15 protein-coding genes, 1 tRNA gene and 4 pseudogenes are annotated in these 14551 nt (G+C 62.0%); 10 read left to right on the plus strand and 10 right to left on the minus strand.

Going from position 1 to position 14551, the window contains the following annotated elements:
• Positions 1–107 precede the first annotated feature (107 nt).
• Positions 108–668: a chemotaxis protein CheW gene (locus ACFQH2_RS12410; protein WP_377054042.1), complete on the minus strand. Its 561-nt coding sequence runs from the start codon at positions 666–668 to the stop codon at positions 108–110.
• 110 nt (positions 669–778) lie between these two features.
• Between ACFQH2_RS12410 and ACFQH2_RS12415 the strand changes: the two genes are divergently transcribed.
• Together ACFQH2_RS12415 and queC are read left to right on the plus strand one after the other, a co-directional pair.
• Positions 779–1138 (plus strand): ArsR/SmtB family transcription factor, encoded by a 360-nt coding sequence (locus tag ACFQH2_RS12415; protein WP_377054044.1) that lies wholly within the window; start codon positions 779–781, stop codon positions 1136–1138.
• Between the two features lie 455 nt (positions 1139–1593).
• Positions 1594–2319 (plus strand): 7-cyano-7-deazaguanine synthase QueC, encoded by a 726-nt coding sequence (gene queC, locus ACFQH2_RS12420; protein WP_377076797.1) that lies wholly within the window; start codon positions 1594–1596, stop codon positions 2317–2319.
• A 1-nt stretch (position 2320) separates the two neighbouring features.
• On the opposite strand, the gene ACFQH2_RS12425 is transcribed toward queC, so the two are convergent.
• The 7 genes and pseudogenes from ACFQH2_RS12425 to ACFQH2_RS12455 form a co-directional block, all read right to left on the minus strand.
• A complete protein-coding gene (locus ACFQH2_RS12425) occupies positions 2321–3217 on the minus strand; it encodes a DMT family transporter (protein WP_377057076.1) in 897 nt (298 codons plus the stop codon).
• A gap of 111 nt (positions 3218–3328) precedes the next feature.
• Positions 3329–3836, minus strand: a pseudogene (locus ACFQH2_RS12430) (SRPBCC family protein).
• 72 nt (positions 3837–3908) lie between these two features.
• A pseudogene (gene lrpA1, locus ACFQH2_RS12435) lies at positions 3909–4336 on the minus strand (HTH-type transcriptional regulator LrpA1).
• A gap of 255 nt (positions 4337–4591) precedes the next feature.
• Positions 4592–5533, minus strand: a complete 942-nt coding sequence (locus tag ACFQH2_RS12440; protein ID WP_377054052.1) for a thiamine pyrophosphate-dependent enzyme — start codon at positions 5531–5533, stop codon at positions 4592–4594.
• Positions 5534–5549: 16 nt separating this feature from the next.
• Positions 5550–7445 (minus strand): 2-oxoacid:acceptor oxidoreductase subunit alpha, encoded by a 1896-nt coding sequence (locus ACFQH2_RS12445; RefSeq protein WP_377054054.1) that lies wholly within the window; start codon positions 7443–7445, stop codon positions 5550–5552.
• Positions 7446–7621: 176 nt separating this feature from the next.
• Positions 7622–8419, minus strand: a complete 798-nt coding sequence (surE, locus tag ACFQH2_RS12450; RefSeq protein WP_377054056.1) for a 5'/3'-nucleotidase SurE — start codon at positions 8417–8419, stop codon at positions 7622–7624.
• A gap of 260 nt (positions 8420–8679) precedes the next feature.
• Positions 8680–8751: transfer RNA gene (locus ACFQH2_RS12455), tRNA-Ala, on the minus strand.
• A gap of 23 nt (positions 8752–8774) precedes the next feature.
• On the opposite strand from ACFQH2_RS12455, the gene ACFQH2_RS12460 reads away from it, so the two are divergent.
• From ACFQH2_RS12460 to ACFQH2_RS12475, 4 genes and pseudogenes are all read left to right on the plus strand, one after another.
• A complete protein-coding gene (locus ACFQH2_RS12460; RefSeq protein WP_377076798.1) occupies positions 8775–8912 on the plus strand; it encodes a hypothetical protein in 138 nt (45 codons plus the stop codon).
• A gap of 72 nt (positions 8913–8984) precedes the next feature.
• Positions 8985–9290, plus strand: a complete 306-nt coding sequence (locus ACFQH2_RS12465) for a hypothetical protein (protein WP_377054058.1) — start codon at positions 8985–8987, stop codon at positions 9288–9290.
• Positions 9291–9414: 124 nt separating this feature from the next.
• Positions 9415–9875: pseudogene (locus ACFQH2_RS12470) on the plus strand (30S ribosomal protein S15).
• Entirely contained in the window at positions 9876–10511 is a 636-nt protein-coding gene (locus tag ACFQH2_RS12475; protein ID WP_377076799.1) for a hypothetical protein, read from the plus strand.
• 190 nt (positions 10512–10701) lie between these two features.
• Here ACFQH2_RS12475 and ACFQH2_RS12480 read toward each other — a convergent pair whose 3' ends face one another.
• Positions 10702–11052: a hypothetical protein gene (locus ACFQH2_RS12480; RefSeq protein WP_377076800.1), complete on the minus strand. Its 351-nt coding sequence runs from the start codon at positions 11050–11052 to the stop codon at positions 10702–10704.
• Here ACFQH2_RS12480 and ACFQH2_RS12485 point away from each other — a divergent pair.
• A complete protein-coding gene (locus ACFQH2_RS12485; RefSeq protein WP_377054064.1) occupies positions 11036–11287 on the plus strand; it encodes a KEOPS complex subunit Pcc1 in 252 nt (83 codons plus the stop codon). The genes ACFQH2_RS12480 and ACFQH2_RS12485 overlap by 17 nt on opposite strands.
• Entirely contained in the window at positions 11284–11919 is a 636-nt protein-coding gene (locus tag ACFQH2_RS12490; protein ID WP_377054066.1) for a 30S ribosomal protein S3ae, read from the plus strand. Before ACFQH2_RS12485 ends, ACFQH2_RS12490 begins: the two co-directional genes overlap by 4 nt.
• A 45-nt stretch (positions 11920–11964) precedes the next feature.
• Here the strand turns inward: ACFQH2_RS12490 and ACFQH2_RS12495 are convergent, their stop codons facing one another.
• On the minus strand, positions 11965–12381 hold the full coding sequence (locus tag ACFQH2_RS12495) for a cupredoxin domain-containing protein (RefSeq protein WP_377054068.1): 417 nt from the start codon (positions 12379–12381) through the stop codon (positions 11965–11967).
• 131 nt (positions 12382–12512) lie between these two features.
• Here ACFQH2_RS12495 and ACFQH2_RS12500 point away from each other — a divergent pair, with 131 nt between their 5' ends.
• Together ACFQH2_RS12500 and ACFQH2_RS12505 are read left to right on the plus strand one after the other, a co-directional pair.
• Complete coding sequence (locus ACFQH2_RS12500) at positions 12513–13232, plus strand: protein sorting system archaetidylserine synthase (protein WP_377054070.1); 720 nt, start codon at positions 12513–12515, stop codon at positions 13230–13232.
• A 76-nt stretch (positions 13233–13308) separates the two neighbouring features.
• Positions 13309–14540, plus strand: a pseudogene (locus ACFQH2_RS12505) (HEAT repeat domain-containing protein).
• The last annotated feature ends 11 nt before the right edge of the window (positions 14541–14551 follow it).

Genomic DNA, 14551 nt, shown 5'->3' on the forward strand with positions numbered 1-14551 from the left:
CAGATTTGATAACGGACTATTCCGAACGCTAATGCTCGCAAACGCCGAAAATCAGGTAGATACCGGAAAATAGTGCGATTCACCAGTACCGGGTTCCACGGCCGTTGTCAACTACTGCTTGCCGTCTGGATCACCCCTTCGAGGTCGATCAGGGACACCTGCTCGTCTCGGTTGCTTTCGGCGGGCGCGATCACCGCTTTCACCAGCGCGTGCGACAATGCGGTCGCGTCGACGTCCGCATCCGGCGACGGTTTCTGGAAGATACTGCTCACTGGAATGGATTCCACACCCAGCACCTCGTCGACTCTGAGACCGGCCCCCTGCTGATCGCCAGGACGGTCCAGCACGATGACCCGGCTATCCCGGTCTTCTGTCTCCCGGTTATGAGTATCAAGATAGATACGCAGGTCGATTACTGCCGTGATCGATCCCCGGAGGTCGATCAGCCCATCGATAGCCTCGGAAGAGCGCGGCAGTCGAGTGTATTCGTCGCTCTCGACCACACTCAGCACCTGCTCGACCTCGAGACCGTACTCCGTCCCACCGATGCGGAACACGACGAAGCGTGCTTCCTCTTCGTCCTCACCCTCGTCGTCGGGTTCGGGATCCCGGTCGTCGGTACCCTTCCCATCGATATTTAATAGCTTGTCGGGTAGTTCCGTCGACATTCTTTCGAGAGTATCCACACCGGAGCGTTAAAAACGTTGACCACCGGCTTCGTTTAGACACTCTTGTTTGCCACAAGCTTCAAATCTGATAACGCGATAGTTAGGTTAGCATGCTGTCTATCGACACCGCGGACGGCGAAATGATCCCGCCGGACGTTCTCCTCTCGGCACTCGGCGGAAAGTACAGTGTAGAGATCCTGAATGCCACGCGAACCCCGACCTCCGCCCAGGAGTTAGGCGAGGCAATCGACGTTCCGATCGCCACTTGCTACCGCCGGATCGAGGACCTCGAAGATGCTGGACTCCTGCGGTGTGAAGGGAGACAGTTGTCCGAGGAAGGTCGACGGACTAACGTCTACCGACGAACAGTCGACACCATGACGTTCGATTTCACCGATCAAACGCCGACGGTAGAGTACAAGAAGCGCTCGGAGGCGAAAAACAAACTACAGGACCAACTCGACGAGTAACAGGCGGGAGATCCAGAGCGAGCCAATAGGTTCGACTTTCAGAGATATAATACTCCAATATGCTCGAGATACGTCCGAGTGTATCCGATCGGCCGGGGACGTCGGTGAGTATGGTGACGGATTTTACCCGCGAATCCTATGTCGGATGTAACGGACCAGTGCGGCACATTACCGGGCAATAGCTCCCCAATCACGACCAGAAATGTAGCCGTCTGCATGGGCACGACTACGAGGTCATGGCCAAGCTGTGCGGTGAGCGCTTCGACGAGAGATGGGTTACAGACGATATAGATATTACCGAGGTATTATTGGCATGTGAGTATATGTTCTGCTCGAACGCCTCGACCGCGTCGACGCTACCGAGAGCGCCCGGAGACTGTCCCCAAACTGGCGAAGGTCAACGAAAGCCAGTGTCTGGGTCGCGCTCACGCCGACTGCGATACGCCCACTCAACCATGACTGAGACCACTGCTGATTCGAAGAGCACGGAATCGTCCCCCGGAGCAGTCGTGCCCTCCGGCGGAATGGACAGTGCGACTGCCGCCTACGAGGCCCGTGACCGCGGGTACGACCTCTACTTGCTTCACACCTCCTACGGGCAGCGAACCGAGGACCGCGAACTGGAGTGTGCAAAATCGCTCGCCGAGAGCCTCGACGCCGAGGCGTTTCTCGCGATCGAGACGAGCCATCTCGAACGCATCGGTGCGTCGTCTCTCACCGACGACGATATCGACGTCGAGGACGCCGTCGAGACGCCAGACGACGAGATTCCCGACACCTACGTTCCGTTCCGGAACGCGAACCTGCTCTCGATGGCGGTCTCCTACGCCGAGGCCAACGACTGCGAAGCCGTCTTCATCGGCGCTCACAGCGAGGATTTCTCCGGCTATCCCGACTGCAGTCCTGCCTTTTTCGAGGCGTTCCAGTCGGTCGTCGACACGGGAACGAAACCCGAGACGGATATCACCGTCGAAGCGCCGTTCGTCGAGTGGTCGAAAACTGACATCGCAGAACGCGGCGTCGAACTCGACGTTCCTTACGAAGACACCTGGAGTTGTTATCGAGAAAACGCGCCTGCCTGTGGCACCTGTGATGCCTGCAAGTTCCGCCTGGAAGCGTTCCAGCGGATCGGCGTCCGGGATCCGGTCGAGTACGAACAGCGCCCGGAGTACGCCGACTGATTCAGTCCATCCCCGCGGTCACAGTCTCGCTCTCCCCGTCACTGCGTCGTGACGTGCTCGCAAGGTAGATTCCGCCGAGAACGACCGCGCCGCCGACGAGCGTCCCCACGGCGGGGATTTCCGTGAGGAAGAGCACCGCAAGGAGCGTCGCGCCGACCGGTTCCCCCAGCATGGTGATACCGACGACCGTCGAGCGGACGTGTTCGAGCGCCCAGTTGACGACCGTATGACCGAGCAGTCCCGGCCCCACCGCGAGCGCCAGAAAGAGTACCCACTCCCGAGGCGGATAGCCGAGCAGCGGGGCGCCCTGTGCGCCGACGACCGCGAGTAGCGTGACCGCACAACTGGCGTAAACGACGGTAACGTACGGAAAGACGGACACACGCTGGCGGATCGAGCGCCCGGCGAGCACGTAGCCGCCCGCGCTCACTGCGCCCACCAGCGCCAGCGTGTTCCCGAGGCGGGCGTCCCCCTCGACGGCCACCGATGCGCCGGGGTCAGCGAGCGTCATCACGGCCGCGCCACAGACCGTCAGGGCGACGCCGCCGAGGATCCGGCGGTCGATCCGCTCGTCGAGGAGGAGATACGCGCCGACGGCGACGAAGACCGGTTGGGTCTGGACGAGGGTAACCGAGGCCGCGACGCTCGTCCACTCCAGGCTCTCGAACCACGCCGCAAAGTGGATGCCAAGGGCGACCCCGGCGACGACTGCCGAGAGCAGATCCCGCCGGGAGAGCAAACGGAACTCGGCCCGGCGCTCGCCGAGGGCGAAGGGGACGACGAACGCCAGCGTGAACAGCACCCGATAGAGGGCGACGACGCTCGACGGCGCGGCACTCCAGCGGATCAGGATCGATGCGGCGCTCATCGCGACGACTGCTCCGGCCAGCGCCGCCATCGGCGACACGTGTTTGCCAGTCCAGTCCGTCACGCGCCGGTACACGGATTGACTGGCGTGTCGGAGCGGCTTACAGATTGTGGACGAGTGGGACGACTGCCCGACCGGCCGCTACTCCCGATTTTGTCGCCAGCTACCGCTCTCCAGTAGGTTTCGCGTCAACTGATGGCGCTTGCGGAACATCGGCACGAAGCCGATACCCGACAGCGGACTTATCGCGCGGCCGAGCGCCCCGAAAGGCAGTTCGTACTCGACGTTGTCCCGGAGCAGTGTCGTCTCTCCATCGGCGAAAAACGAGTGCGTGTGTTCCCACGATTCTGAACGGGCCGCCCTCCATCGTGTCGGTGAACCAGGCCGCACCGTCTCGCTCCTCGCGTTCGGTAATCACGGAGGTCCAGGTCTGGCGCGGCCCGACGCCGAACGGCTGGACGGACATATGCAACTCCGAGCCGGCTTCGAGTATATCAGGATCCGGCTCGCCGTCCGGTCCGATCACCGACTCGACTTCGAGGTGCATCCAGTCGGGCGTCAGTGCGAGGAGCCCCTGCTCGGTCGAGTGGAACTCCCAGACGTCGGAAAGGGGTGCGTGCACGCGTACCTCGCGTCGAAATTCGGCCATACCCACGCTTGGGAGCCTGACAGCAAAACACCCGTGGTCGTCCACGGCCCGAACGCGTCCCGGAGAGTCGCGTTACTTCAGTCGTTCCTGCAGGAACGATGGGTGGGCGGCTGTGACGCCCTCGATTTCGACCAGTTTGTCGCTGATGATGTCCGCCAAATCGTCTCCGTCGGCGGCTCTGACTTCCGCCATCAGCATGTGATCGCCGCTCGAACTGTACAGCGATTCTACCTCCTCAAGTTCCTTGATCTCACGCGTCGCCTCGACGTACTCGTCGCTCTCGACGTCAGCCCCACGAGCGCGATGCTCTTGCTCGCCAGTTTCTTCGGATCGACGTCAGCCGAGTAACCGATGATGACGCCGTCCTCCTCGAGCTGATCGATATACTTCCGAACCGTGGGCTTCGAGACATCCGCCCGCTCCGCTATCTCCGCATAGGACGCTTTGGCGTCCTCTTCGAGAACTGAGAGAATACGGTTTGCTGTCGACTCGCTACTCATACGTACATATTTTGCGGCAGAGGGAAAATATCTTTTGAATCCGTTAAGGGACCTTCGCTGCAAAGAGTGGACGATTCCAAGAAGTGTAGAATCTGCCAATGTAACCATACGACGGCGTCTGTTACGGGCCATTGATCGGTAGCTACCCCGACAGTAGCGGTGCACGAACACAGTCCAGTGATGTTGGTGTGTCGACACGATAGGAGCAATGCTTCTCTACGGTGGACGCGCAAAAAATGGCCGTTGCTAAACTGATCAGGCGTGTCGGTCGAGCAGGTCGTAGGACCGCTGGTCGTCCCAGTCGTAGTCCTCGTCGAAGTACCGCTCTGCGAGCGGTTCCTCGGGCATCTCGCCGATAGCCTTCTTTTCTTCCTGGTAGGACGGTCGGTCCTCGTCGACGTAGAAGCGTCCAGTGAGAACTTCGCCCTCGTGGAGGGCGTCCTCTGCTTCGTACATCATCTCGGACGCTTCGCGACGGTCCGTGATGTCGAAGTCGTAGTCGTCGTTGTCCTGGATATCGATGTAGGGGACGTACTGCTTTGCGTCCTTGTTCCAGGTGGGACACTGGGTCAGGAAGTCCACGTGTGCGAAGCCGTCGTGCTCGATGGCTTCGACGAGAATTTCCTTGGCCTGGTTCGGGTTGACCGCAGCCGTTCGCGCGACGTAGGACGACCCGGACGTCAGCGAGAGGCTGAGCGGTCGGATCGGCGTCTTCGCGCTACCGTGGGGCTGGGTCTTCGATTTGTGGCCCTTGGGACTGGTCGGGGACGTCTGTCCCTTCGTCAGCCCGAAGATCTCGTTGTTGAACACGATATACGTCATATCGTGGTTCTCGCGGGCGCTGTGCATGAAGTGGTTGCCACCGATACCGTAGCCGTCACCGTCACCGCCAGCGGCGATGACTTCGAGGCCGGGGTTCGCCAGCTTTGCCGCGCGGGCGACCGGCAGCGAACGGCCGTGGATGGTGTGGAACCCGTAGCTGTCCAGATAGCTGTTCAGTTTCCCGGAACAGCCGATACCTGTACAAAGCAGCGTCTCTTCGGGCGTACGACCGACTTCCGGCAGTGCCTGTTTCAGCGCCTTGAGGACGCCGAAGTCACCGCAGCCAGGACACCACGTCGGCTGGGGCTCGATGCCGGGCGTGTACTCCTCTCGCTCGATTTCGCGTTCTTCACCGATTGCGTTGAATGCACTCATATGTGAATCTCCTCGTTTAGTCCCCCGCCGCGGAACGAATCTCGGTTCGGTTTACCGGCGATTCGTCCGCGCCGTTGATCTGTGCCTCGAATGCTTCGACGACCTCCTCGGGTTCGAACGGGTTCCCGTCGTACTTGAGGAAGCTCGTCAACTTCTCGCCGAAGCGACCGAGCTCTTTCTGAGTGAGGCCGCGGAACTGTGCGGAGGCGTTCATCTCGACGATCATCGCCTCGTCGACGCTCTCCAGGAACTCGGTCATCTCTGCGGCCGGATACGGCATCATGTCGCTGACGCCGATCGACTTGACGGAGACGCCGTTCTCGTTGAGACGGTCGACGGCTTCCTCGACGGTCCCCTGCTGAGTCCCCCAGGTGATGAGGCCGTAGTCAGCGTCCTCCGGCCCGCGATAGCTCTGGGTGGACTCGTGCTCGTCGTCGAGTTCCTCTCGGATCGACTCGAGTTTCTGCATCCGACGGCCCATCTGCGCGACGCGGTTGTCGGGGTCCTCGTCGATGTGACCGGCCTTGTTGTGTTCGTTACCGGTTGCCAGATAGCGACCGCCCTTCTGCCCAGGCAGCGAGCGCGGGCTGACACCGTCGTCGGTGTCGTGGAGGAAGCGGTTGAACTTGCCCGACGCGTCGTGGGCCGCCTCGGCGAGTTCCTCCTCGGAGAGGACGCTGCCGGGGTCGGCATCGACAGGTCGGTCGAAGAAGCTCTTGGCGACGTTGCGGTTCTCGCCGGAGAGCTTCTGATCGATGATGACGATAGCCGGGATCTGGTAGTCGTAGGCTATCTTGAACGCCAGTCGCGTCTGGTCGTACGCCTCGGCGGGATCCGCCGGTGCGAAGACGACGCGGTTGGAGTCACCCTGACTCGTGTACAGGATGTGTTCGAGGTCGCCCTGTTCGGGTTTGGTCGGCAGACCCGTCGACGGGCCCGCGCGCATCGCTTCGATCAGGACGATCGGCGTCTCGGTCATCTCCGCGAGTCCGAGCGGTTCGGACATCAGCGCGAAGCCACCGCCGGACGATCCGGACATGGACTTGACACCGGCGTGGCTCGCACCGACTGCGAGCGCCGCTGCCGCGATCTCGTCTTCGACCTGCTCGGCGATACCGCCGAAGTCCGGCAGGTTCTGGGACATGATCGCGAAGACGTCTGTCCACGGTGTCATCGGGTAGCCCGCGATGAACCGACAGCCAGCGTCGAGCGCACCGTACGCAACGCCGTTAGACCCGGAGACGAGTACCTGCTGTTCCTCGTGCTCGCCCTTCGGAACGCGGAGGTCGTGCTCGAACTCGTACTCCTCGTTGGTCATCTCGTACGCGTCGTGGAGCACGTCGAGGTTGGCGTCGAGCATGTCGCCGCCCATAGCGTCCGACATGAGGTTCTCGACTTCGTCGAGTTCCATGTCGAGTAGCGCCGCGGTGACGCCGACACCGGCGGTGTTGCGCATGATTTCTCGGCCGTGTTCTTTGGCGAGCTCGCGGAGATTGATGTCGAAGACGTGCCAGTTGTTCTCCTCGGCACGCTCGTCGAACTCGGGGATATCGTCCTTGTCGAGCATTCCCGAGTCGTAGACGATGATGCCACCTTCTCGTAGTTCGTCGAGGTTTTCTTCAAGCGGTTTGAGTTCCTCCTCGCCGTAATAGGCGTCCTCCTTCGGGTTCCGAGCGAAGGAGTCACCCAGTGCAAGCAGGAAGTTATAGCCGTCCCCTCGCGATTTGACGTTTTCCTCAGCGGCCCGGATTTCGACGTACGTGTGGCCACCGCGGATTCGCGACGGGTAATGACGATGCGTGAATACGTTCAGCCCTGATCGCATCAAGGCCTTTGCAAAGTTCTGACTTGTCGAGTCGATTCCGTCTCCGGAACCTCCCGCGATTCGCCAGATGAGTTCGTCGTTAGTCATAATTCATACCCGGCCCACCGCAGGCCAGCAGTGTCTAAAGATTTGGAGTGACCCGAACTAAAGCCTTTGCTATCCTTTGCCAAGGAATTATTATGAAGATTCGATTATAAACCTTTATCCATTATAAATAATCATTTGGGAACCCGATATTCACCAAACGTTCGATTACCTGTCGGTTAATTTACTGGACTGAACTCACTCGCTAAACCCTCCAGCGAGTCGTGATGCTCGGTCGTATGTGGTGCAGTCAGTGGCGAGACGCTGACGTTCCCGTCGACGACTGCCCGCCGATCGGTTCCCTCTGGGTCCTCGATATCCGCTTCGGCCATCCGTTCCCAGATCCGGTCGTGTAGTCGGATCGAATCGCCGTTATGAGTCGCATCCATGTCGTAGACGTGTGAGGGACGGGTGACCTCCATCTTCACAGTGTCGTCGCCCGGAATCGGCGCGTTGACGTTGAGGTAGTCCGCCTGATCGAAGACGCCTGCGTCGATGGCGTGGTCCGCGAGATACTCCGTCGCCCGGACCGCCTCCCCGTAGTCCTCGCGCGTGACCTCGACCTCGTGGAACGCCAGATCACCGGTCGGAACGTACAGCGAGACGGCGATAGCGGGAACGCCAAAGAAGGCCGCCTCGACGGCGGCGCTGACCGTCCCCGACCGACCGAGGACGTACTGACCAAGGTTTGCGCCGCGGTTACAGCCCGAGACCACCAGGTCGGGATACGGCCCGATGGCCTCCAGTCCTGCGACGACGCAGTCCGACGGCGTTCCGCGGATCGCATAGCCCAACTCGTGCTCTTCGATCTCGACTTCCGTCGAAATCGCTCGCCCGACAGCGCTTTGATCGTCTGCCGGCGCGACGACAGTGACGTTGCCGACATCCGACAGCGCGTCGTGTAGCGCCCGGATGCCGATGCTACCGATCCCGTCGTCGTTCGTCAGCAAGATCTCTAGCTCGTCGTTCCCGTTCATGCACATAGCGTCGAACGCGGGAGCGAAAAGCACTCCGGTAGCGACATCGAGAGATGTCTGAACCGACTTTCTGGAACCAGGCAATAGGAACTCAACAGGCTAATGATCAACCCCACTACAGGCGACGAAGTGACGCCGGTTTGCGGCGCTCACGAGTTTGTTCGCGACCTAAAATAGTGGACTCGCCGGGACTGAGCAAACGCGCAGCGTTTGCGAGGGTCGGCGAGACCATAGACTGACGAACGATGTGAGGATGGAAATGGACTCGCCGGGATTTGAACCCGGGGCCTTCCCCGTGCCAGGGGGATGATCTACCACTGATCTACGAGCCCGCGTCGACGATGAGACGTTCCCGATGGGGATAAATAAACCCCTCGAATTACTCGAGCGGGAGGACTCGTCGCCGGGCGGCACGATAGAGAACGGCAAACAGGCGACGAATCTGCTCGTCGGCACGATATACGCTCTGGTGGTGATGCTTTCCTCTTGCTGACGAGGCTCGTCGCCGTACTGAGCGGGCTATCGCTGGCGTTCGAACCGTTCGGCTGGGCCATACGTCGGTGGGATGGCCGTCGAGATCTACTCGGGCTTTCTCAACCCCTACGCGGAAAGGGACTTGATCACGACCTTCCTCATCGGTTTTAGAGGATGTGCGCCCGACGCGGACACGCGGGCCCGACTGGCGGAGCGCTCGGAGACGTTCCGTCAGCGACAGGGGAAAGCCGAAGAGTGCGAGTCCGACGTGACGAACGGGTCGGCCGACCGCGATTCGCCGGCACGCCTGAGCCTCTACGGTCGGTCTCCGTGTGACGCCCTGACGCCCCGGCGAGAAGAGGTCGCAATGCTTTTGAGCACCACGAGCAAGGGTTAGGTGGGAACAACACGGCCGCAAATCTGACTCGCCGTCCGTTTGGGCGGCTTGGGATTGCGGAAGTGAACCCGGCCCACCGGCCGGAGTATCGTTGAGCGGTCTGTGCGGTTCCTATCCTCAAACTATGGCACGAATGCATACAAGTCGCCGCGGATCGGCCGGTTCCGATCACCCGGCGGCAGACGAACCCCGGAGTGGAGCGACGTCGACGCCGACGCAATCGAAGAGCGCGTCGTCGAGTTGGCAGAACAGGGACACAGCGCGAGCGAGATCGGTCTCGTCCTTCGCGACGAAGGCGTCAAAGGGACGCCGATCCCGAACGTCAAGCTCGCGACCGACAAGAAAGTATCCGAGATTCTCGAGGAGAACGACGCTGACCCGGATCTTCCCGAGGACCTGTACAATCTTCTCGTCCGCGCCGTGCGGCTCTACGAACACGTCGAAGAGAACCCGCAAGACCACCAGAACAAGCGTGCGCTACAGAACACCGAGTCGAAGGTTCGCCGTCTGGCCAACTACTATCGCGGCGACAAGATCGACGAAGACTTCGATTACACCTACGAGAACGCTGTCGAGCTAATCTAGATGTCTACAACCGGGCGAGCACCGACCGACGCCGACGCCGCAAGTGACATCGCCGCTCAGCTCCGAGAAGCCGGCTTCGTCCGGCTGTTCGCGAATGCTGATGGCGATTCGCTGGCAGCGAGCGGTGTCCTCGCCCGGGCACTCGATGACCGTAGTTCGCCGTTTCAGGTAAGCGTTGTCGAGACGCGCGAGGCGTACGCCCGCCGCCGCGACCGACTCAACGACGAGACGCTCGTCGTGTCTGTCGGGATCGGTGCTGAGGGCTCTACCGCCGAGACCGCTCCGACGATCCGGGCTACCGATCGCCCGGCGAGCGTTACGGCGTTCGACGTCGCACGCGAACTCGGGTCGACAGCCGATGCCGTCCTTGCGCTCGCCGGTGCCGCTTCGAGCGAGACAGTCGGCGCAGGTGAGACCGCCCCGCTGCTGGAAGCGGCCCGCGAGAACGGCGTCGAACGACGCCCCGGCGTGGGGAGCCCGGTCGACGATCTGTCGGACGGGCTTGCCCACTCGACGCTGTTTCACGCGCCGTTTTCGGGCGATCCGGGAGCGGTGCAGGCGGCGCTTGCAGAGATCGACTTGCCCGCCGAGCAGACGCCGACGCGTATCGACGCGTCGCCTCGCTCGTCGCGCTGACGCGACGGATGTCGGTACGGCTGACGTGCGCGCGGCCGAAGCAATCGAGCGCGCGCTGTCGCCACACGCGATCCCTGACGGCCCGTTTTCGACGGTCGAGGGGTACGCCGACGTCCTCTCGGCTGTCGCATGCGATGCGCCGGGCACCGGTATCGCGCTGGCACTCGGCTACGAGGCTCGCGCGGACGCACTATCGGCGTGGCGTTCTCACGCCGCGGGCGCCCACGAGGGACTGCGCGACGGGACGACTGGCCGATACGACGGCCTGTTCGTCGCGCGCGTCGACGACGCCCCAGTCAGGACGACCGCACGGCTCCTGCGGGAGTATCGCTCGCCGGAACCGGTTGCGATGGTCGTCTCCGACGACGAGGCAGGCGTCACCGCCGCCGACGATTCCGGAGTCGACCGAGCGCTCGAACGCGCTGTCGCGGAGATCGGCGGCGAGTTCGCCGGCACCTCGCAACGGGGCTACGCCAGATTCGATGGCGATACGAAGGCGTTTATCGCCGCGTTCAGGAGGCGCTATGAAACGCGCGACCATCCGAACGGAACTGGCCGATGCCGAGATGATCGCACGATCGATCCGGCCGGACAACACCGACGAGATGGAGACGCGCGTCGATCCCGAGACGGGCGACCCCGCAAGCGTCGAAACGACTATCGAACGCGAGACCACGGGTGGACTACAGACGAACGTCGACGACTACGTCGTCAACGTAGACGTCGCAACGCAGATCGTACAGCACGCAGAACGACACACCAACACACAATCATGAGTGAACGATCCGTATCCAAGCAGGCACAGGAAAAGCGGTGGTACACCGTCCACGCTCCCGAACAGTTCGACCGCGAGGAGCTCGGTGAAACACCCGCCGACGAACCCGAACAGGTTCTCGGCCGCAACATCGAAACCACGCTGGGCGACATCCGTAACGACGCCAGCGAGAACAACACGAAACTGAAATTCAAGATCAACGACGTCGGTAGCGACGCCGCGTACACCGAGTTCATCAAACACGAACTCACGCGGGACTACCTGCGTTCGCTGGTCCGCCGCGGCGCCTCGAAGATCGAGGCCTACATCACGGTCCTGACGACCGACGACTACCGCATACAGGTCCAGCCAGTCGCGTTCACGACGAAAAAGGCAGACGCCAGCCAGGAGCAGGCGATCCGCCGCGAGATGATCGACATCGTCGAGGAAGCGGGCGCAGAGCGCTCCTTCGAGGAGCTACTCGACAGCATCGTCGAGGGGCGCCTCTCCAGTGCGATCTACGGCGAAGCGAAGACCATCTACCCGGTCCGCCGCGTCGAGATCCAGAAGACCCGACTCGAAGCACGTCCCGAAGAGGTCGCTGCAGAAGAAGAGACCTCCGTCGACGTGGACGAAGAAGACGTCGAAGTCTGAACGCGCAGTTCGACCGATTTCTTTCGTGCGCTTCTCGCCGAGTCGCTACTCCTCGTCAGTGACGACGATGACGCCGGTCATGTTACGGCGTTCGTGTGGGATACAGACGTAGTGATGCTCGCCGGGCGTCTCGAAGGTGTGGCTATACGTCTCCTGTACTTCGATGTTCCCGCCGAGACCGCTCTCCCATGAGTCGCGGGCCGCTTGCTCGCTCTCGTACCCGCCCGAGGCGAAGTACTCGGCATCCTCGGGGATCGCATTCTCGTAGGCGGTGACGGTGTGACTTCGCGAACTCGTATTTCGCCACACGACGGTCTCGCCGACGGACACCTCGTACTCGTCTGGCTTGAACGCGTTCGCGGTCATCCCGACGTCGTACTCCTGCTCGCCGAAGACCGTACAGCCGGCCAACCCGGCGACAGTGGCACCGCCCAGGGTGGCGAGATACGTGCGACGATCCATAGATGCGTGTCAGGACTTCACGAATATAGGTGCCGCGATCCGCAAGCGAACGGTTCGCAGTTGGAACGTCCCACGCGACTGTACGAGTCGAATGTAAAGACGTAAGTCTCGCGTGGGCATTCCACGGGCATATGCAGCCACGGTTCGTCGGTCGGATGAGCCTTGCCGACGCAGTGACGATATCGAACGCCGGCCTGGGCTTTCTGACCGTAATAGTGGCGTTTGCGGATCCGCTGGCCGCGGCCAGGCTACTGCTGTTGGCGGCAATCGCCGACGGTCTGGACGGCGTCGTCGCCCGCAAGTACGGCGGTTCGCCCGCCGGTCCGTATCTCGACTCGCTCGCAGATGTGGCATCGTTCGCCATCGCGCCCGCAGTCATCGTCTTCGTCGTCGCGCGGGACGGTCTGGGGGTTACGGTGCCGGCGCTGACCGTGGAGTCCGCACTCGTACTGGGGATTCCCGCCCTGTTCGTGGCGATGGCGGTCCTCCGCCTCGGCATGTACACCGCCTACGACACGCGGGACTCGTACACGGAAGGGATCCAGACTACGCTCGCGGCGACGGTCATCGGTGCGGGAATCCTGGCGGGCGTTGCCGATCCGTACTACCTGCTCGGCGCGACGGCACTGTTCTGTTATCTCATGGTCGCTCCGGTCGAGTACCCGGATCTGCTCGCCAGAGACGCGTTCATCATGGGCGTTACGCACGCGCTTGCGATCCTGATCCCGACGTGGGCCGGGCGAACCTTCCCGTACGCGCTGCTTTCGCTCGCATTCGCATACATGCTTCTCGGTCCGCGGTTTTACTGGCGTGATGGTGTTCCGTCGCTGAGCACGAAAGGAAACGCTTAGGAGGCGTACGGTAAGAGATAAGACTATATGAGTCCGGTCACGCTCCGGCGTAGCGGGCAGGGCATGGAGGGTCTACATGAGTGACGACGATAACGGCGACGACGGCGAGGCAGAGCTTACGATCGACGCGCTCCGGGAACGGCTCTCGGCGATCGAATCACAGCTTGACGAGGCCGAAACCGAGATCGATCTCGACGAGGTCGAGAGCGAGTTGAACGCACTCGAAACGGATCTGGAAGCCGCCGATCTCCCGGATCCGGACGACGAGGACGAGGATCCGCCCGAGGAGGAGATCGAAGACGAGAAAAAGACCTCGAAGAACAACTCGAAGAAGCACGCGGTCCGTACGACGAGGATGTCGTCGAGGAGATAGAGGTCGCGATCGACGAGATCGAGACCGCCGAGTGGACCGAAACCGGCCTGGACGGGGTCGCGACGGCCATCGAAACCTTCGTCGGCAGCGTCAACGACGAACTCGATTCCTCGGTCGAACTCGCCGCAGACCCGGAGATCGAGGACTTCGTCGCGACGCTTGAAGACGCCGCCGAGACGATCGAAGCAGCAGGCCTCGACGCGGACGACGACGCAGAGGCCATCGGAACGTTACTCGACGCCGCCGAACAGCTCGTCGACGACCTCGACGCGGCCGAGACGTGGGACGATCTCTCCGTCCGGGAGAAGCTCGATCACCACGGCTTCTACGACGTGCTGGACCACCGCAAGGACTTCCCGCCGGAGTGGCACGCGCTGAAGGTCTTCGAGAAACGCGGCGACGTCGACAAGATCCTGATCGCGCTTGACATGCTCGACTCCGACTTCATGGAAGAGCACTGTCTCGAAGCCCTCGAACGGATGGCCCGCGAGGAAGCCGTCGAGCCGATGATGGAGCGCGCCCAGAAGCGCGACCAGGACGCCATTCGTATTCTCGGCAAGATCGGCTCCGAGGAACCGGTGGAGATGCTCCTCGAATACATCGAGGGCGACGGGAACCCGGGACTCCAGAAGGTCGTCATCAAGGCCCTCGGCGAGATCGGCTCTCAAGAAGCCACCCAGGGCGTCGCACAGAAACTGGACTCGGACAACGAGGAACTCCGCAGTCGCGGCGCACGCGCACTCGGCCTGATCGGCGACACCCGCGCTATCGACCCGCTCGCAGACGTCCTCGCGGAGGACGACTCCGACACCGTCCGCGCCAGCGCGGCGTGGGCACTCAACCAGATCGGCACCGAAGCCGCGCTGGAGGAGGTCAGCCAGTACAGCGACGACAGAGCCTACCTCGTGCAGGCGGAAGCGGAAAAAGCGGTCTGATCGACGACTCG

Origin of the sequence: Natronoarchaeum sp. GCM10025703 (genome assembly GCF_042661985.1) — an archaeon.
In the GTDB taxonomy this organism is placed as follows: Archaea; Halobacteriota; Halobacteria; order Halobacteriales; family Natronoarchaeaceae; genus Natranaeroarchaeum.